Origin of the sequence: Planctobacterium marinum, assembly GCF_020687805.1 — a bacterium.
GTDB lineage: Bacteria > Pseudomonadota > Gammaproteobacteria > Enterobacterales > Alteromonadaceae > Planctobacterium > Planctobacterium marinum.
In genome coordinates this window covers 863,290-878,863 of record NZ_JAJEWQ010000002.1, presented here as the reverse complement: position 1 = coordinate 878,863, position 15,574 = coordinate 863,290, and the positions used below count along the sequence as shown (strand labels likewise).

At 46.1% G+C, this 15,574-nt stretch carries 15 protein-coding genes and 1 other annotated feature; of the genes, 7 read left to right on the top strand and 8 right to left on the bottom strand.

From position 1 onward, the window contains the following. Positions 1 to 166 precede the first annotated feature (166 nt). From tal to LJ740_RS09295, 3 genes are all read left to right on the top strand, one after another. On the top strand, positions 167 to 1,120 hold the full coding sequence (tal, locus tag LJ740_RS09305; RefSeq protein WP_229528790.1) for a transaldolase: 954 nt from the start codon (positions 167 to 169) through the stop codon (positions 1,118 to 1,120). 125 nt (positions 1,121 to 1,245) lie between these two features. After that, positions 1,246 to 2,886: a glucose-6-phosphate isomerase gene (gene pgi, locus LJ740_RS09300; RefSeq protein WP_229528789.1), complete on the top strand. Its 1,641-nt coding sequence runs from the start codon at positions 1,246 to 1,248 to the stop codon at positions 2,884 to 2,886. 326 nt (positions 2,887 to 3,212) lie between these two features. Further along, on the top strand, positions 3,213 to 3,371 hold the full coding sequence (locus LJ740_RS09295; RefSeq protein ID WP_267498188.1) for a DUF3545 family protein: 159 nt from the start codon (positions 3,213 to 3,215) through the stop codon (positions 3,369 to 3,371). 99 nt (positions 3,372 to 3,470) lie between these two features. Here the strand turns inward: LJ740_RS09295 and ung are convergent, their stop codons facing one another. The 4 genes from ung to thrA form a co-directional block, all read right to left on the bottom strand. Next, positions 3,471 to 4,130 (bottom strand): uracil-DNA glycosylase, encoded by a 660-nt coding sequence (ung, locus tag LJ740_RS09290; RefSeq protein WP_229528787.1) that lies wholly within the window; start codon positions 4,128 to 4,130, stop codon positions 3,471 to 3,473. Positions 4,131 to 4,132: 2 nt separating this feature from the next. Continuing rightward, complete coding sequence (gene thrC, locus LJ740_RS09285; RefSeq protein WP_229528786.1) at positions 4,133 to 5,422, bottom strand: threonine synthase; 1,290 nt, start codon at positions 5,420 to 5,422, stop codon at positions 4,133 to 4,135. Continuing rightward, positions 5,423 to 6,373, bottom strand: a complete 951-nt coding sequence (gene thrB, locus LJ740_RS09280; RefSeq protein ID WP_229528785.1) for a homoserine kinase — start codon at positions 6,371 to 6,373, stop codon at positions 5,423 to 5,425. It lies immediately after the preceding gene. 128 nt (positions 6,374 to 6,501) lie between these two features. Continuing rightward, complete coding sequence (gene thrA / locus LJ740_RS09275; RefSeq protein ID WP_229528784.1) at positions 6,502 to 8,964, bottom strand: bifunctional aspartate kinase/homoserine dehydrogenase I; 2,463 nt, start codon at positions 8,962 to 8,964, stop codon at positions 6,502 to 6,504. A 499-nt stretch (positions 8,965 to 9,463) separates the two neighbouring features. Between thrA and LJ740_RS09270 the strand changes: the two genes are divergently transcribed. The 3 genes from LJ740_RS09270 to LJ740_RS09260 all read left to right on the top strand — a co-directional run bounded on the left by LJ740_RS09270 (position 9,464) and on the right by LJ740_RS09260 (position 11,835). Then, on the top strand, positions 9,464 to 10,372 hold the full coding sequence (locus LJ740_RS09270; RefSeq protein WP_267498187.1) for a histidine kinase dimerization/phospho-acceptor domain-containing protein: 909 nt from the start codon (positions 9,464 to 9,466) through the stop codon (positions 10,370 to 10,372). 65 nt (positions 10,373 to 10,437) lie between these two features. After that, on the top strand, positions 10,438 to 11,190 hold the full coding sequence (locus LJ740_RS09265; RefSeq protein WP_229528782.1) for an ATP-binding protein: 753 nt from the start codon (positions 10,438 to 10,440) through the stop codon (positions 11,188 to 11,190). Positions 11,191 to 11,196: 6 nt separating this feature from the next. After that, positions 11,197 to 11,835 carry a glycine-rich domain-containing protein gene (locus tag LJ740_RS09260; RefSeq protein ID WP_229528781.1) on the top strand — a complete coding sequence of 213 codons (639 nt, stop codon included), beginning with the start codon at positions 11,197 to 11,199 and terminating at the stop codon, positions 11,833 to 11,835. 50 nt (positions 11,836 to 11,885) lie between these two features. On the opposite strand, the gene LJ740_RS09255 is transcribed toward LJ740_RS09260, so the two are convergent. The 4 genes from LJ740_RS09255 to LJ740_RS09240 all read right to left on the bottom strand — a co-directional run bounded on the left by LJ740_RS09255 (position 11,886) and on the right by LJ740_RS09240 (position 14,270). Then, complete coding sequence (locus LJ740_RS09255; protein ID WP_229528780.1) at positions 11,886 to 12,854, bottom strand: alpha/beta hydrolase; 969 nt, start codon at positions 12,852 to 12,854, stop codon at positions 11,886 to 11,888. A gap of 107 nt (positions 12,855 to 12,961) precedes the next feature. Then, the gene (gene ybaK, locus LJ740_RS09250) at positions 12,962 to 13,429 is read right to left on the bottom strand and encodes a Cys-tRNA(Pro) deacylase (protein WP_229528779.1); all 468 of its coding nucleotides are present in this window, start codon (positions 13,427 to 13,429) and stop codon (positions 12,962 to 12,964) included. 42 nt (positions 13,430 to 13,471) lie between these two features. Next, a complete protein-coding gene (locus tag LJ740_RS09245) occupies positions 13,472 to 13,972 on the bottom strand; it encodes a GNAT family N-acetyltransferase (RefSeq protein WP_229528778.1) in 501 nt (166 codons plus the stop codon). Between the two features lie 64 nt (positions 13,973 to 14,036). Then, positions 14,037 to 14,270, bottom strand: a complete 234-nt coding sequence (locus tag LJ740_RS09240; protein ID WP_229528777.1) for a hypothetical protein — start codon at positions 14,268 to 14,270, stop codon at positions 14,037 to 14,039. 245 nt (positions 14,271 to 14,515) lie between these two features. Beyond that, positions 14,516 to 14,629: a sequence feature (His leader region), on the top strand. Between the two features lie 43 nt (positions 14,630 to 14,672). Here LJ740_RS09240 and hisG point away from each other — a divergent pair. Further along, positions 14,673 to 15,572 (top strand): ATP phosphoribosyltransferase, encoded by a 900-nt coding sequence (gene hisG / locus LJ740_RS09235; RefSeq protein ID WP_229528776.1) that lies wholly within the window; start codon positions 14,673 to 14,675, stop codon positions 15,570 to 15,572. Positions 15,573 to 15,574: the final 2 nt, after the last annotated feature.

Sequence of the window (15,574 nt, the reverse complement as noted above, 5' to 3'; positions counted from 1 at the left end):
GCGCGTTTTTATTCGGGATCACCAGGGTTCCGATATCACGAAATTTCATTCTGTAGTAACAATAAAAGGTTATACCCTGTGTAATACCAATAAGTTATTTAGACCTGTAAAATAACATGATTATTATGTCATGTTAGTCCATATTCGGAATACTTTTGAGGAAATTATGAGTAACCAACTTGAAGCCCTTCGTGCGGTAACAACGGTTGTCGCCGACACCGGTGATATCGAAGCCATTCGTCAATATCAACCCGTTGATGCCACTACGAACCCCTCTTTGCTGCTGAAAGCAGCACAAATGGAGCAATATCAGTCATTAATTACCGAATCTGTTGAGTGGGCAAAACAGCAATCTGATGATGTAACACAGCAACTGCAGGACGCCAGTGATAAATTAGCGGTTAAATTTGGCTGCGAGATATTAAATATTGTCCCTGGTCGTGTTTCTACCGAGGTGGATGCCAGATTGTCTTTTGACAAACGCGCAACCATCGAAAAAGCCCATCGACTGATCGAGTTGTACAAAGAAGCTGGTATCAATAAAGAACGTATTTTAATTAAAATCGCCTCCACCTGGGAAGGAATTCAGGCGGCTGAAGAACTGGAAAAAGAAGGTATCAATTGTAACCTGACGCTACTGTTTGGTTTTGCCCAGGCGCGTGCCTGTGCTGAGGCGGGTGTATTCCTGATATCTCCGTTTGTTGGCCGAATTCTGGACTGGTACAAAGCCAACACCGATAAAAAAGACTATGCGCCTGCCGAAGATCCTGGTGTGCAGTCAGTTACCAGCATTTATAATTATTACAAGCAACACGGTTACAAAACGATTGTAATGGGTGCCAGCTTCCGCAACATCGGTGAAATCACAGAATTGGCCGGTTGTGACCGCCTGACCATTAGTCCGGCACTGTTACAGGAGCTGAAAGACAGCAATGCTGAGCTACCGGTTAAATTGCAGGACGGTGGTGCCACGACTGAAGCACCGGGTGCGCTTTCTGAGCGGGAATTCCGCTGGCAGATGAATGAAGATGCCATGGCCACAGAAAAACTGGCAGAAGGTATCCGCAACTTCGCAAAAGACCAGCTTAAGCTGGAAGACATGCTAAAAGCCAAACTATAAAAATAATAATACGCTAAAGCCATCCAAGGGGTATAGCTCTGTTGTGATGGCTTTTTAAATGGCTAAAAATAAGCTGACAAAGGCCCTACAACGATCCAACAAGTGTTTAATTAACGAGGAAGATTATGGCCCACCTGAACGAACAACCCGCCTGGCAAAAACTGTCAGACATTGCTGATGCCATTAAATTTGAGCACATGCGTGACTGGTTTAATAATGATCCACAACGCGCCGTAAAATACACGGCTGACGCCGTCGGCATTACTCTGGATTACTCCAAAAACCGCATTAATCAGGAAGTGATGGACTCTTTGTTTGAACTGGCAGAACAATGTCAGGTTGCTGAAAAGCGAACGGCGATGTTTAGCGGTGAGCAAATTAACTTTACCGAACACCGTGCCGTACTCCATACCGCGTTACGTAACTTTTCCGGTAATCCTGTGATCGTAGATGGCACTGACGTGATGCCCGAAGTACTGGCCACCCAGGCCAAAATGAAGTCCTTTGTATCCAGCATTTTGACCGGACAACACAGAGGTTATACCGGTAAAGCCATTACCGATGTCGTAAGTATCGGTATTGGTGGCTCCTTCCTTGGGCCTAAGATAATGTCAGAAGCGCTCAAGCCTTATTGGCAGTCAGATGTCAAAGTGCATTTTGTGGCAAACGTTGATGCCTGCCATATTCAGGATGTGTTGGCCGAACGCGACGCAGAACAAACCTTGATACTGATGTCGTCAAAGTCCTTCAGTACTCAGGAAACCTTGCAAAATACCCTGACGGCGAAAAAATGGTTTTTGGCCCAGGGCGGCACTGAAGCCGACATTGCCAAACACTTTATGGCGGTATCCTCCAATATCAAAGCAGCCACTGAATTTGGTATGGCAGAAGAAAACATCTTCCCTATGTGGGATTGGGTAGGTGGTCGTTATTCACTGTGGTCAGCCATAGGGCTGCCTTTGGCATTAACCATCGGCTGGGAACACTTTGAAGCCCTGCTCAATGGTGCCTACGAAATGGATTGCCACTTTCAGACGGCTCCGGTGGAACAAAATCTGCCTGTGATTCTGGCGCTGATTGGGCTTTGGTATCGCAATTTCTTTAATGCCCAAAGTTATGTATTGCTGCCTTATTATCACTATTTGCGAGGCTTTCCTGCTTATGTACAGCAACTGGATATGGAAAGTAACGGGAAACAGGTAGCCGGTGATGAAACTGTCGATTATGAAACCGGACCGATAGTCTGGGGAAGTGAAGGCACAAATGGCCAGCATTCATTCCACCAGCTTATTCACCAAAGCAATACCCTTATCCCGGCGGATTTCATGCTGCCACTCAATGTGCCAAAGCAGGACAATACTCACCACGCAATGTTAGCTTCTAACTGTTTTGCGCAATCCCAGGCATTAATGCAGGGCCAGTCCCACAAAGAAATAGTGGAAGCTTTAAAAGCCAAAGGGGTCAAAAAAGCAGAAGCTGAAGTATTGGCCACCCACAAAACCATGCCGGGCAACAAACCGTCAAATACCCTTTTATTTGAGCAACTGGACCCTAAAACCCTGGGCGCATTGGTTGCGCTTTATGAGCATAAAGTGTTTGTGCAGGGGGCAATTTGGGGAGTGAATTCCTATGATCAATGGGGGGTTGAATTAGGTAAGGTATTAGGGAATCAAATTCTGGATAAAATTCAGTCTGAAGACAGTGCTCCTGGATTTGACGCCTCGACTAACCAACTGATAGCTCGCTTTGTTGACAGTTTGAAATAACATCACAGAGACACTGCAGCGCGTCTGTGACGAACTGCAGTGTCCCTGTAGCCCTGGCATTTTCGCTTTAAACTCCTGCCATTTTGATCATTTTACCTTCAATTGTTGAACCTCCCCCACAAAAAACCCGTTAACTGTTCATTTTTCAGTCACTTATTATTCCATTCTTATTAGTTTCATGGTTTGTTAATAAAAAGTTAACATTAGCCCTTTACTTTTACCTCGCCTGTGATAAAACAGGTATCGAAACTGGCTGTTAAACTATTGTTAAGCCGGTATTTTTAGCGGTGTGATGTAAGGAGTTTACCGTGGATAAGAATGACTTAATGTCCAAACTAGACGAAGAAACTCGCTCAACAAAATCTCGTAAGAAAAAGCGCATGTGGCGTGAAATTGAAGCTATCAAGGACAAATATAAGCTTCGCAAAGAACTCGAAGACATGGACATGTTCAATGAGTACGAACTAAGCCAAATCGACATCTGACCGCAAAAGCCCCTGTTATTGGGGCTTTTTGGTTTTTGACGATAAGGAAATTATTGCGGGCTAATCTGTAGCGCCCGCAATGTTCGGCTTTCTGATATATCAGACCTGCCAGTTAATGGGGCTTAGTCCCTGTTGCTCAAGAAGTTGGTTGCATTGGATAAAGTGACCACAACCTAAAAAGCCGCGGTGAGCAGATAGCGGTGACGGGTGTGTCGTCTTTAGCACATGATGCTTTTGGTTATCAATATGAGCGCCTTTTTTGTGAGCATGACTACCCCAAAGCATAAAGATCAGACCTTGCCCATGTTGATTTAGCGCTTCGATAACGTTATCCGTAAATTGCTCCCAGCCAATCTTGCTGTGGGAATGGGCTTTGCCCTGTTCAACAGTGAGCACAGTATTGAGCAACAATACCCCCTGCTCTGCCCATGGTTGCAAATTGCCATGTGAGGGGATCTCAAAACCGGGAATCGATTGCTTCAATTCCTTATACATGTTGAGCAACGAAGGCGGTGTTTTCACACCCTGCTTTACCGAGAAGCACAGTCCATGGGCCTGACCGGGTCCGTGATAAGGATCCTGCCCCAGAATAACCACTTTAACATTGTCAAACTCAGTGGCTTTGAACGCGTTAAACACCTCGGCCTGAGGTGGGAATATGCTCTTGCCGGCCTGCCTTTCCTGTTCAACAAATTGTAGAATTTGTTGAAAATAAGGCGCCTGTTTTTCGGCGCCTAAAACATCCTTCCAACGGGTCATAGCTACTTAAGAATTTCAAACAGATGGGCTTTCAGCGTCTCGTAGGCGGCATCCTTATTGGCGGAAAGAATCTCTTTGCCGGCACATTCAGCCAAAGGTTGCGGCAAGCTGATGGGTTGTCCCAGTACATTTTCCACCGTTTCTTTAAACTTAGCCGGATGTGCAGTGCCCAGGAAAATACCGGTTTCCCCTTCCAGCAGCTGACGCTTCAGGCTCTTGTAGGCGATAGCGGCGTGAGGCTCGCTGACATAGCCGTCTTTCATCAGCTGGCGCATCGCCACCTGAGTGTATTCTTCGTCGATAGCTTCAGCAGATAAAATCTCTTTGTCCAGGTAACCGTATTCAAACAGGGCTTCAATACGCGGCCAGTTATTGGGCTGGCTTACATCCATAGCGTTAGACATAGTGGCCACTGTTGGTTTAGGTACCCACTCACCGGAAGCCCAGTAACGTGGTACGGTATCGTTTTTATTGGTAGAAGCAATAAAGCGCTTAATCGGCAGTCCCAGCGCTTTGGCAATCATGCCTGCGGTTAAATTTCCGAAATTACCGCTGGGCACAGAAAATACCACGTCACTGCGTTTATCTTCTGGCACCTGCGAAAAGGCTTCAAAGTAGTAACAAACCTGAGCCAGTAAGCGGCTGATATTAATAGAGTTTGCAGAATTAAGGTGCAAACCATCGCGCACTTCCGGGTCGTCAAAGGCCGCCTTAACCAGCTGCTGACAGGCGTCAAAGTCACTTTCTACCGCGACAGTGTGGATGTTGCCGCCCAGGGTAGTAAACAGTTTTTCCTGCAAGGTGGAGATTTTCCCCTTGGGATACAGGATAACCACCTGAATATTGTCGATACCATGAAACGCATGTGCCACTGCCGCGCCGGTATCTCCTGAGGTTGCGGTCAGAATAGTAATGGGGTTGGCTTTTTCTTTGGTGAGGTGTGACAAACACTGCGCCATAAAGCGGCCACCAAAGTCTTTAAATGCCAGGGTCGGACCGTGGAACAACTCAAGACAATAGATATCATCTTTTACGTGTGCCAGTGGCGCCGGGAAACAAAACGCATTTTCCACTAATTCAGCTAATACATGAGCGGGGATATCATCACCAATCAGATGCGACAGAATGGCTGCACTGCGCTGGGTAAAGGGTTGCTGTAGCAAGGCTTCGACATCAGCTAATGGCGCGATATCTTTTGGAAAATACAGGCCCTGGTTCTTACCCAGGCCTTTTTGCACGGCCTCACAGAAATTAACGGTATCGCTATTGTCTTTCAGATTGAATAATTGCACTTAAGATTCCTTCACAACTGTTGAACCTTTCAGGTCCAATTTACAGACATGACTAAAACCATCTTCGTTCTGGATATAATTTTCGGTTAGCCAGTCACTTATTTTATTGGCCTCGTCGAGGCTCTCACATACGGCAAAGACAGTGGGACCTGACCCGGAAATACTAAAGGCCAACGCACCATTATCTAACGCAAATTTTCTGGATTCATCAAATTTAGGTAACAAACTCTTACGGTATGGTTCAGCAATCACATCCTGCATCATGCTGGCTGCCAGCTTGCCATTGTTTTGATGCAGGGCATCAACAAACACCGCCAGTTGCTTGCCAAATTGCAATGCGGTTTTAACACTGACTTCTTTCGGTAAAATCTCGCGAGCGGCAGAAGTGGACACCGAAATACCGGAATAACAACTTACCCAGTACCAGCTGTCTATCACTGGTAGCTGCGTGGTAATTTGTTCGCCATTTTCCACCATTAATGTCATGCCACCCAGATAGCAGGGGGCAACATTGTCGTAATGGATACTGCCACTGATCTGTCCTTCCAGCTCCCCCATTAACAACAGCATCTCATCTTCACTGAATGGTGTGTCGTAAAAGCTGTTCAGACCATCCAGGGCCGCTACGATGGAGCTGGCACTGGAGCCTAAACCACTGCCAATGGGCAAGTGCTTGTCGAGGGTCATTTTACAGGCTGGCGCTTCGATGTTGCGCGCTTTTAGCTTTTCGTGAAAGGCATTGTAACAGTGAGTCACAATATTCGTGGAGGTATCGGTTGGCAATTTATGAGCAAACCGACCAACAACAGATAAGCTGAACTGCTCAGCGTGTTCGAGTGTTACCGTGTCACCCAACGGTGAGCCATCTATAGGGGCAATTGCAGCGCCAAGGATATCAAAACCCAGGCAGACATTTCCTATCGAAGCAGGCGCGTAGGCGATGTGCTTCATCGAGATTTTCCTATCAATTTGATAAAAGGGTCATAAGGCTACCACACCCAATCGGATTGTACAGTGTCGCCTTATGCCTAATATTTAGTTTTAATTTAACGCGGGAATTAATGTACTACAACGCACACTTAATGAGTTCCCGCCCAGGGCATGGTGCGCAACACATCGGCAAATACGCCGGCTGCGGTTACTTCTGCTCCAGCGCCATAACCTCGGATCACGAAGGGAATTGGCTGATAATATTGACTGTGAATGGCCAGCGCGTTTTCACCGTCTTTAATAGTGTAAAGTGGATGAACTGCATCGACTGCCAGCACTTTCACCGCACAGTGCCCTTCTTTGATAGTCCCCACATAACGCAGCACCTTGCCTTCTGAGGCAGCTTTGTCGATTAGCGACGCAAAATGATTGTCCAGCTCCGGTAGTCTGGCGACAAACTCGTCCACCGAACCCGAAGCGTCAAAAGACTCCGGTATTACAGATTCAATGCTGATATCTGACAGTTCCAACTTAAGACCTGACTCACGCGCCATGATCAGCAGTTTACGGGCCACATCCATACCGCTTAAATCGTCTCTGGGGTCGGGCTCGGTAAACCCGTTTTGCATGGCAATTTTGGTGGCTTCAGAAATGCTTAGTCCTTCATCCAGTTTGCCAAAGATAAAAGACAACGAACCAGACAGGATTCCTTCAAATTGCAATAATTCGTCCCCGGCATAGATCAGGTTCTGCAGATTATCAATCACCGGTAAGCCTGCGCCTACCGTGGTTTCATAGAGAAACTGGCGATTGTTCTGACGTGCCACCTCTCTTAGCTTTTTGTAAAAAGCCAGGTCTGATGTATTGGCCTTTTTGTTAGGTGTCACTACGTGAAAACCGGCTTCCATAAAATCGATGTACTGCTCAGCAATATCATCACTGGTGGTGCAGTCGATGATCACCGGGTTTACCAGACTATTGTCATGTGCAAATCGCTGCAAGGTTCTGACATCCAGATTTTCTTCACTGGCTTCCAGTGCTTCACGCCAGCCATTTGCCAGATCAATACCGCCCTCTCTTAACAGCAAATTACGACTGTTAGCGATACCATAAACCCGCAGACTGATATCGCGCTTTAACAGCGCGGCTTGTTGTTTGCTAATTTGGTTAAGTAGTTCCGCGCCCACGGTGCCACACCCCACCAAAAAAGCATCAATGGTGTGGAGGTTAGAGAAAAAATTCTGATGGATCACCTTCACTGCCTTTTTCGCTTTTCTGGCTTCGATAACCGTTGAGATAGAACGCTCTGATGAACCCTGGGCAATGGCCACATTATTCACCCTGGCCTGCGCCAGTGCGCTAAAGAAGCGGGCAGCCAAACCTTTAGTGTGACGCATACCATCGCCAACCAATGTCACAATCGCCAGGTTTTCCTTGGTTTGAATTGGCTCTAACAGATGGTTGTCAATTTCCAGAGCAAAGGCATCTTCCAGTACATTTCTGGCGCGCTCCTGATCTTTACCCTGAATACAAAAACTGATGGAGTACTCAGAAGAAGACTGCGTGATCAGGCTGATAGAAATATTGGCGTTGGAGATCACTTCAAAAACCCGTGCAGCCATGCCCACCATGCCTTTCATACCTGGCCCGGATATGTTGAACATAGACATGTTTTCCAGTAGGGAAATACCCTTAACCTGGACCCATTTCTCACTGGCTTCATGGCTGATCAAAGTGCCTGGTGCCGCAGGATTCAGGGTATTGCGGATAAGACACGGAATGGAGTATTGAGCGATAGGACCAATGGTTTTAGGGTGTAATACCTTGGCACCAAAGTAAGATAACTCCATCGCTTCCTGATAGGTCAGCTTATCAAGTAGTACTGCACCTTCTACCTGACGCGGGTCTGCGTTATACACACCATCAACATCGGTCCAGATTTCGCAACACTCAGCGTCAATACAGGCAGCTAAAATGGCAGCAGAATAGTCAGAGCCATTGCGCCCCAAAGTGACTTTTTCTCCGGCATCATTTGCCGCCACAAAGCCAGGCATGATCAACAAACAATCTTTATCGGTATTGAGCTCGGCAAAACGGGCGCGGCTGGCGCTAAGGTCAGCGATAGAGTCCAGGTAATCGCCTTCTGCAACAACATACTCTACCGGGTCAATAATATGGTTTTTTACCCCTGAAGCGGTCAGGATTTGGCTGAATATGTTGACACTGACATATTCACCCAGACTCAAAATTTGTGCGGTGATGGCGGCCGGACTGGCATTGAGTAAAGCAATGCCTTGTAGATGCTTTACCAGACCATTGAGTTTTTCGGTAATCAGGGTGTTAAGTGCTTGATAATTGAAGTTGTCGAGAGAGTCATTTAAGTCGGAGGCGATACTGGTGAGGGTTTGTTTTAAAGCGGCAAATTCCACCTCGTAATTCTCACCCTGCTCCGCTTTGTGACACAGCGTCTCCAGTGTATTAGTGACGCCTTTCGGAGCTGACAATACCACCCCCGCACCTGATTCTTCATGTGCCTGCAGACTGATATCCCTGACACTCAGATATCTGACCGCATCCGCCAGCGAGGACCCACCAAACTTCAATACTTTCATTTTACACTCCGCTTACCGCTTTTTTACCGATTTAACTTTTGACTCCGACAGAGTCTCTAATTTTGAAAACCTAAAAAAAAAGCCCGTTTCCTGGTAGGTCACGGGCTTTTGCTATTCTTATGCTTGCACTAGCCAGTGACCCTCTCCGTGGAGATGGTGCCGGTCATAATAATCGTCATCATAATGCTGGTGATAAGGTGCATGTGAGTCTTCCGATTGAGTGCCTGTGCAAGCTTATTTATTGAACTTGGGACGAGATTGCCATCTAGACGTCTAAATGTCAACAGCCATTTTTTGACAATTTTGCGAAAGTTAAGACTCGCTTCAGTTTTGAATCCATTTTCCTGCCATCAGATAGCGATAAGATTTTCTTTTAAAGACAAAATATTTGCTATTTACCAGTATAAATAGTAAACCCAGTGTACTACTCGGTTTTTAAGTGCTTCGATATCTCAAACTATACAGCGAAACGTTAGCAAGAGAGTCTGAACTATAAACAATGTTTAACTTCAATGTAACAAGACCTGACTCATTAAACAAAAGCCAGTTACCACAAATATCGTATATCCCCCGAATAATTGGTTATGTAATCATGGGGATTATGATGCTGGCGGTATTTTACCCTGTAGAATCTTTCAATGTGGTAATAGGGTTAATAGCTAACTGTTTAGTCTGGCCTCATGTTGCACGTCTGCACAGTAAACTCGCTGGCGAAACCCGGCAATCAGAACTAATTAATCAACACTGCGATGCCTTTTTTTATGGTTTATGGTCTGCAGTAGTAGGGTTTCAATTGTGGATAGTATTCGCATTATTAATTGTAACTTCGTTAAATAGCCTTATCGCAGGTGGATTAAAAAATTACGCTATCGCTATCCTGGTTATGTTGCTGGGAATGCTGTCAGGTGGATTGTGGCTTGGGTTTGAATTAATTGAGTACACCCCTTTCAGTGGAAAAGTTATTGCCGCCACGAGTATTTACCTCTACTGCTGTAATGTCGGATATTTCAATAGTCAATCCACAAAAATCATTAATCGCTCCAGGAAAGAAATAAAACGGCAAAATCAAGAGCTGAAAAGCGCATGGCTTAAAGCTGAGGAAGGTTCCAGAGCAAAAAGTGAATTCCTGGCTAACATGAGCCATGAAATTCGCACCCCCATGAATGGAATTTTAGGGACGCTGCAGTTGATTCAGCGAGACTTGCAAGATAAAACGTTGCAACCACTGGTGTCCAAAGCCCTGTATTCGACCAAGTCGCTGTTAACGATTATTAATGACATATTGGATTTTTCAAAAATAGAAGCCAATAAACTCTCGCTGGAAAGCGCACCGTTCTCAATGGTGGAAGTGGTCGATTCGGTGAGTGCTGATTTAACCCCCCCGCCAGCGAAAAGGGCCTTCAGTTAAAAACGGAAATAGCGCCCGGCTTCCCTGATGGTTGGTTAGGTGATTCTGTCCGGGTCAGGCAAATATTGCTTAACCTGGCATCAAATGCGGTCAAGTTTACCCATGAAGGCAGTGTCAGTATTGTACTCAAAACCGTGCAGCAGCAAGGCAATATGGCTATCCGATTCACGGTTTCAGACACGGGCATTGGCATGAGCGAAGCTGCACAACGTAAAATATTTGAGCGTTTTACTCAGGCCGATACCTCTACCACCCGAAAATATGGCGGTACTGGATTAGGCATGTCGATAACCGTCAGCCTGGTACATTTAATGAATGGCGAGATCAGTCTTGATAGTGATGAAGGCAAGGGAACATCGGTACAGGTTACCCTGCCATTAGCACAAACTGACCTGCAAACCGCTGGCAATGATGAAACACCGACAAGTATTCCTGATCTGAGTGGCGTTCAGGTGCTGATAGCAGAAGACAATGAAATTAACCAGGCTATCATAGAATCTATGCTGGAAAAGACCGGCGCCGCCCTTACCCTGGCTGAAAATGGCAGGCTGGCTGTGGAGGCTTTCAAAGCCCAGCAGTTTCACATTGTACTCATGGATATTCAGATGCCCGAAATGGATGGAATTGAAGCTTTCAGGCAAATTCAGCAAATTAACCCCAAAGTCCCGGTTGTTGCTCTGACAGCCAATGTCATGGCAGATGACATACAGCGTTATCAGGCATTAGGCTTCGTGAACCATGTGGGCAAACCCTTTAATATGGACTTTCTGTATCAGGTGCTCACGACAAGTCTGACAATGTCTGAACACAGAAGGTAAAGAGCAATGGCGCAATTTCTCATTGTGGCGTTTATCGTCATTGTTTGTCTGACTGTCATTGCCATAGTCAAAAAGGCGCGTCGGCTCAAAAGAGAAAACTTAATCGATAATTTTGAATTTCCCACCAGCATCGCACAGAAAGTGAATGACAAATACCCGCACCTGGATTCAGCAGAGGTTGATATGGCGATGGATGGTCTGCGCGAGTATTTTCATATTTGTAATATAGCCGGTCGAAAGAGGGTATCCATGCCCTCCCAGGTGGTTGATGTAGCCTGGCACGAATTTATTCTCTTTACCCGGTTATACCAGAATTTTTGCTCGCGCAGTTTTGGCCGCTTTTTACATCACACACCCGCTGAGGCCATGAAATCTGCCACAGAAGCACAAAAAGGCATAAAAACCGCCTGGCGTATAGCCTGTTTCAGAGAAAACATCCAGCCCAAATCCCCACACAAACTGCCCTTGTTATTTGCCCTTGATGCTAAACTGAATATACCCGATGGCTTCAACTATGCCCTTGATTGTAGCAAAGCGGACAGTCACCCTTATTGCGGCTCACATATCAGTTGCGGTAGTGGTTGTGCAGGAAGTTGTTCAGGAGACAGCAGCGGATGCAGTAGTGGCTGCGGAGGTGGCGACTGAAGGCCCAGGCTGCATCAGTCAAACCAATTTTTGGCTTTTTCGAAACCGGATTATTGCAACAACTGTAAAAACAATTCAGGTTGTTCAATCATCACCAGGTGCTCCTGACTTTCCAGTACCAGCAGCTGTCTGTGTTTGGCTTTGGTCAATGCTTTGTAATGAGCCCGCGCATCTTTACGCCATTGTTGCAAACCTTCAATGGCTTCAGCATCATCACTGCGGTTGATATAGCCCTGTTCAAAATCAGTATCAACAATCACAATTGCTGTTTTTTCCGGCCAGGTCAGCTGGCTTGCTGTCTGCAGATCCTCGCCATAAACCGCTATCTCCTGAAATAAGTTCACCTGATTCGGGATCTGCTCACGGGCCTCCATAATCTGCTGCAGCCAGCTTTGTTGCGCTTCGCTCAGATTCGGAGCCAATTGCTTGATGTGTTCCAGTTCAACGGTATTCTTTTCCTGTACACGCGCAATATATTTGCCCTCAGATAGAAATTCAGCGTACTTTTGCTGGTTTTCAACAAAAGGGCTGGCATCGGACTGATAACGTGCCACAGAAAACTCGGTTAATACATCCGGGTCCACCAGTAACACCTTCTCAGGAGACCACTTAGGGTAATCAGCTAACAGTTTTAAAACCGTCATATTGGATGAAGCAAAGGCCAATATCGAAAACTGCTTAACCCTATATTCTTTGAGTGCGGTATCAACCTGGCTGGCAAAAGCGATATAACCAAGGCCCGGCGATTCACTGCCCAAACCGATTGCCGGTCTGTCGATGGCCAGAACGTTAAATTGCTTTTGCAGTAACGGGGCTACAGTTACCCACCATGCGGCATCGGAATTCCAGTGATCATTTGGGCCTGATAGTAATACCACCGTGTTTTCCGATGGTTGAGAGGCTGGCCAGTAAAATGTTTGAAACTGCTGTTCGCCATCGGAGAGTACTTTTTTATCAGACGAGGCGAAACTACACATAGTCACAACGAGTCCCAATAACAGAAAAGTTGAACGACACATTCTGTTGCTCCAGTTATTTTTCGGTCATTTGTGACATAGCCAACAATAAAATCAAAGTCTCAAACGGTCAGCGTCATACTTTTCCGACAAATGACATCTGACAGGCGTTATTGTTGTAAATCTGAAAAGCGAGCACTCAATAATTTAGCAAGGTCGCCAGGGGATAATTCAATTTCAAGGCCGCGCCGTCCGGCACTGATATAGATGCTTTCCTGTGATTCAGCGGCGCTGTCGATAACAGTGAATAATCGCTTTTTTTGTCCCAGCGGGCTGACCCCTCCCAGGACATAGCCGGTTGCACGTTCCACTTCGACTTGCTCCGCCATTGCCGCCTTTTTAGCCTGACAGGCTTTAGCCATAAGTTTCATACTCAGCATCGAGGATACCGGTATTACCGCCACGGCCAAACGGCCATTGTCCAGTTTAACCACCAGGGTTTTAAACACCCGATTTTCGGCTACACCTAATTTTTCAGCCGCTTCACCCCCCCAGGATTCGGCTGCTGTATCATGTTGATATTCGTGGATTTTGTGCGCTACTCTGGCCTTTTTAGCCAGGTTAATTGCTGGGGTCATGATCTTCCTTAATATCTTCGAGATAAGGTTTAAACAGAATTATCAGGCAATCGCCTTTTCATATTGGTCACGGCGGATTTTTAACACGTAGCAACTCTCACCCTGAATTTTTTTGCTTTCAACAAACTTAAAACCCAGACGGGCATAAAATCGCTGAGCTTTGATATTGTTGGCTATCGGATCCACCAGCAAGGCATGCACATCCGGATTAGCAAAACACAACGCCATGGCCAGTTGCATCATTTGAGTACCGTAACCTTTATTGAGATTCTCCGCTTCTCCAATCCAGATATCAATAGCCCTTAGCCTTCGAGAGACATTACCCCAGCGTTGTGCTTCATCGTCATAAGGATCGTAAATTTGCAAAAAACCAATAGGCTGACCATCTTCTTCTGCCATGAGTTGCTCGCGCCACTGTGGTTTGCGTTGCAATTCTTTTTGCCAGTTATAATGGGCGTCTGAGCCCGCATCCACCACATGGGCCTGTTGATGCCACCATTGTAACACCTCAAGGTCTGCTATCGAGGCTGGCCGTAATTGCATGAATATTCCTGGTTAAAAACAACGCGTTAATAACCCAAGTATTGTCGATATCAGAGAATTTGCATTACACATAGTCATCAAAGTGCTTCTGACCATCTTTGTCCTTGTATAATCCTGGAGAATCATCTTCCTCAACGATTTTTTGTTTGTGATTAACTTTGGCCGATAATTGTTTCTCTTCGTCATTTAAAGGCCGAAAGCGAGCTTCCTTGTCAACAGGCTTAACGTTTCTGGGCTCGGGCTTGTAGGGAACCCGACTCAGTCTGGGCAGAATATAAAACAACATATCCCCGGCCATAACATCGCTCCTTTACAATAAGCTTACTTTCTATATCGGTCATATTTCATACAAATCAAGTGTAAAGGCCTGTTTTGTTCCCGTTTTTGTTTAAAACTTGTATAAAAGATACCATTTTGGAATACCCGTGCGTAAAACAGGCGATTGCATTTTGTCAGAATGTTCGTTATTGTTTTTCACGAAATTTATTACAGCTACCTATTTGGAAAGAATTACCGAATTATGTTTAACCTGAAAGCCTACTCTCACCACCATCATCCAGCGTGACCTTTCAGGTTTATGCCGGAAGGTCTATATGATTGCCTTCCGGAGACTGAATTTAATTGCCCCCGGAAGGAGACTTTCGGGGGTTTTTTCGTTTTAGGGGCCAAACTTTTTAGCATTGATTAACAGGAATGAACCATGACAGATGCCAAAAGACTCAGAATTGCAGTACAAAAATCTGGACGACTTAGCGAGAAAAGTATCAGTTTACTCAAAGCCATTGGCGTGAAACTGGCAATTCAGGATCGTTTGTTAATGGCGCATTCCACCAACATGCCTATCGATCTGATGCGGGTGCGCGATGACGACATTCCCGGTCTGGTGATGGATGGTGTAGTTGATCTTGGCTTTATCGGTGAAAACGAACTGGAAGAAAAGATGCTGGAACGCCAGTCCGCCGGTAAAAACTACAAATACGAAGTATTGCGCCAACTGGACTACGGTGGTTGCCGTTTATCTATTGCGGTACCCAATGAGTTTCAATACAACTCGGTGAACTCACTTGCCGGTAAAACGGTAGCAACGACCTACCCTTACCTGCTGGAACGCTTTTTTAAGGAGCAGAAAGTGGATGCCACCTGCGTCATGTTGACAGGCTCAGTAGAAGTGGCACCGCGAGCCGGGCTGGCTGATGCTATCTGCGATCTGGTTTCTACCGGCGCCACACTGGAAGCCAATGGCCTGAAAGAAGAGGAAGTCATCTTCCGCTCCACCGCAACCTTAATTCAAAGACCGCAACCGTTAAGCACTGAAAAGCAAAACCTGATTGACCGACTACTGCCCAGAATCAATGGTGTAATGCAGGCAAAAGAAAGTAAATACATCATGTTACACGCCCCGATCGCCTGTATTGAGGAAGTGAAACAATTGTTGCCTGGCTCTGAAGATCCAACCGTACTGCCATTGGCCGGAAACCAGGAAAGCGTAGCCGTACACGTAGTCAGCCCGGAAAATCTGTTTTGGGAAACCATGGAGCGCTTAAAAGCCCTGGGCTGTCGTTCTATCCTGGTGATGCCCATCGAAAAGATGATGGAATAACC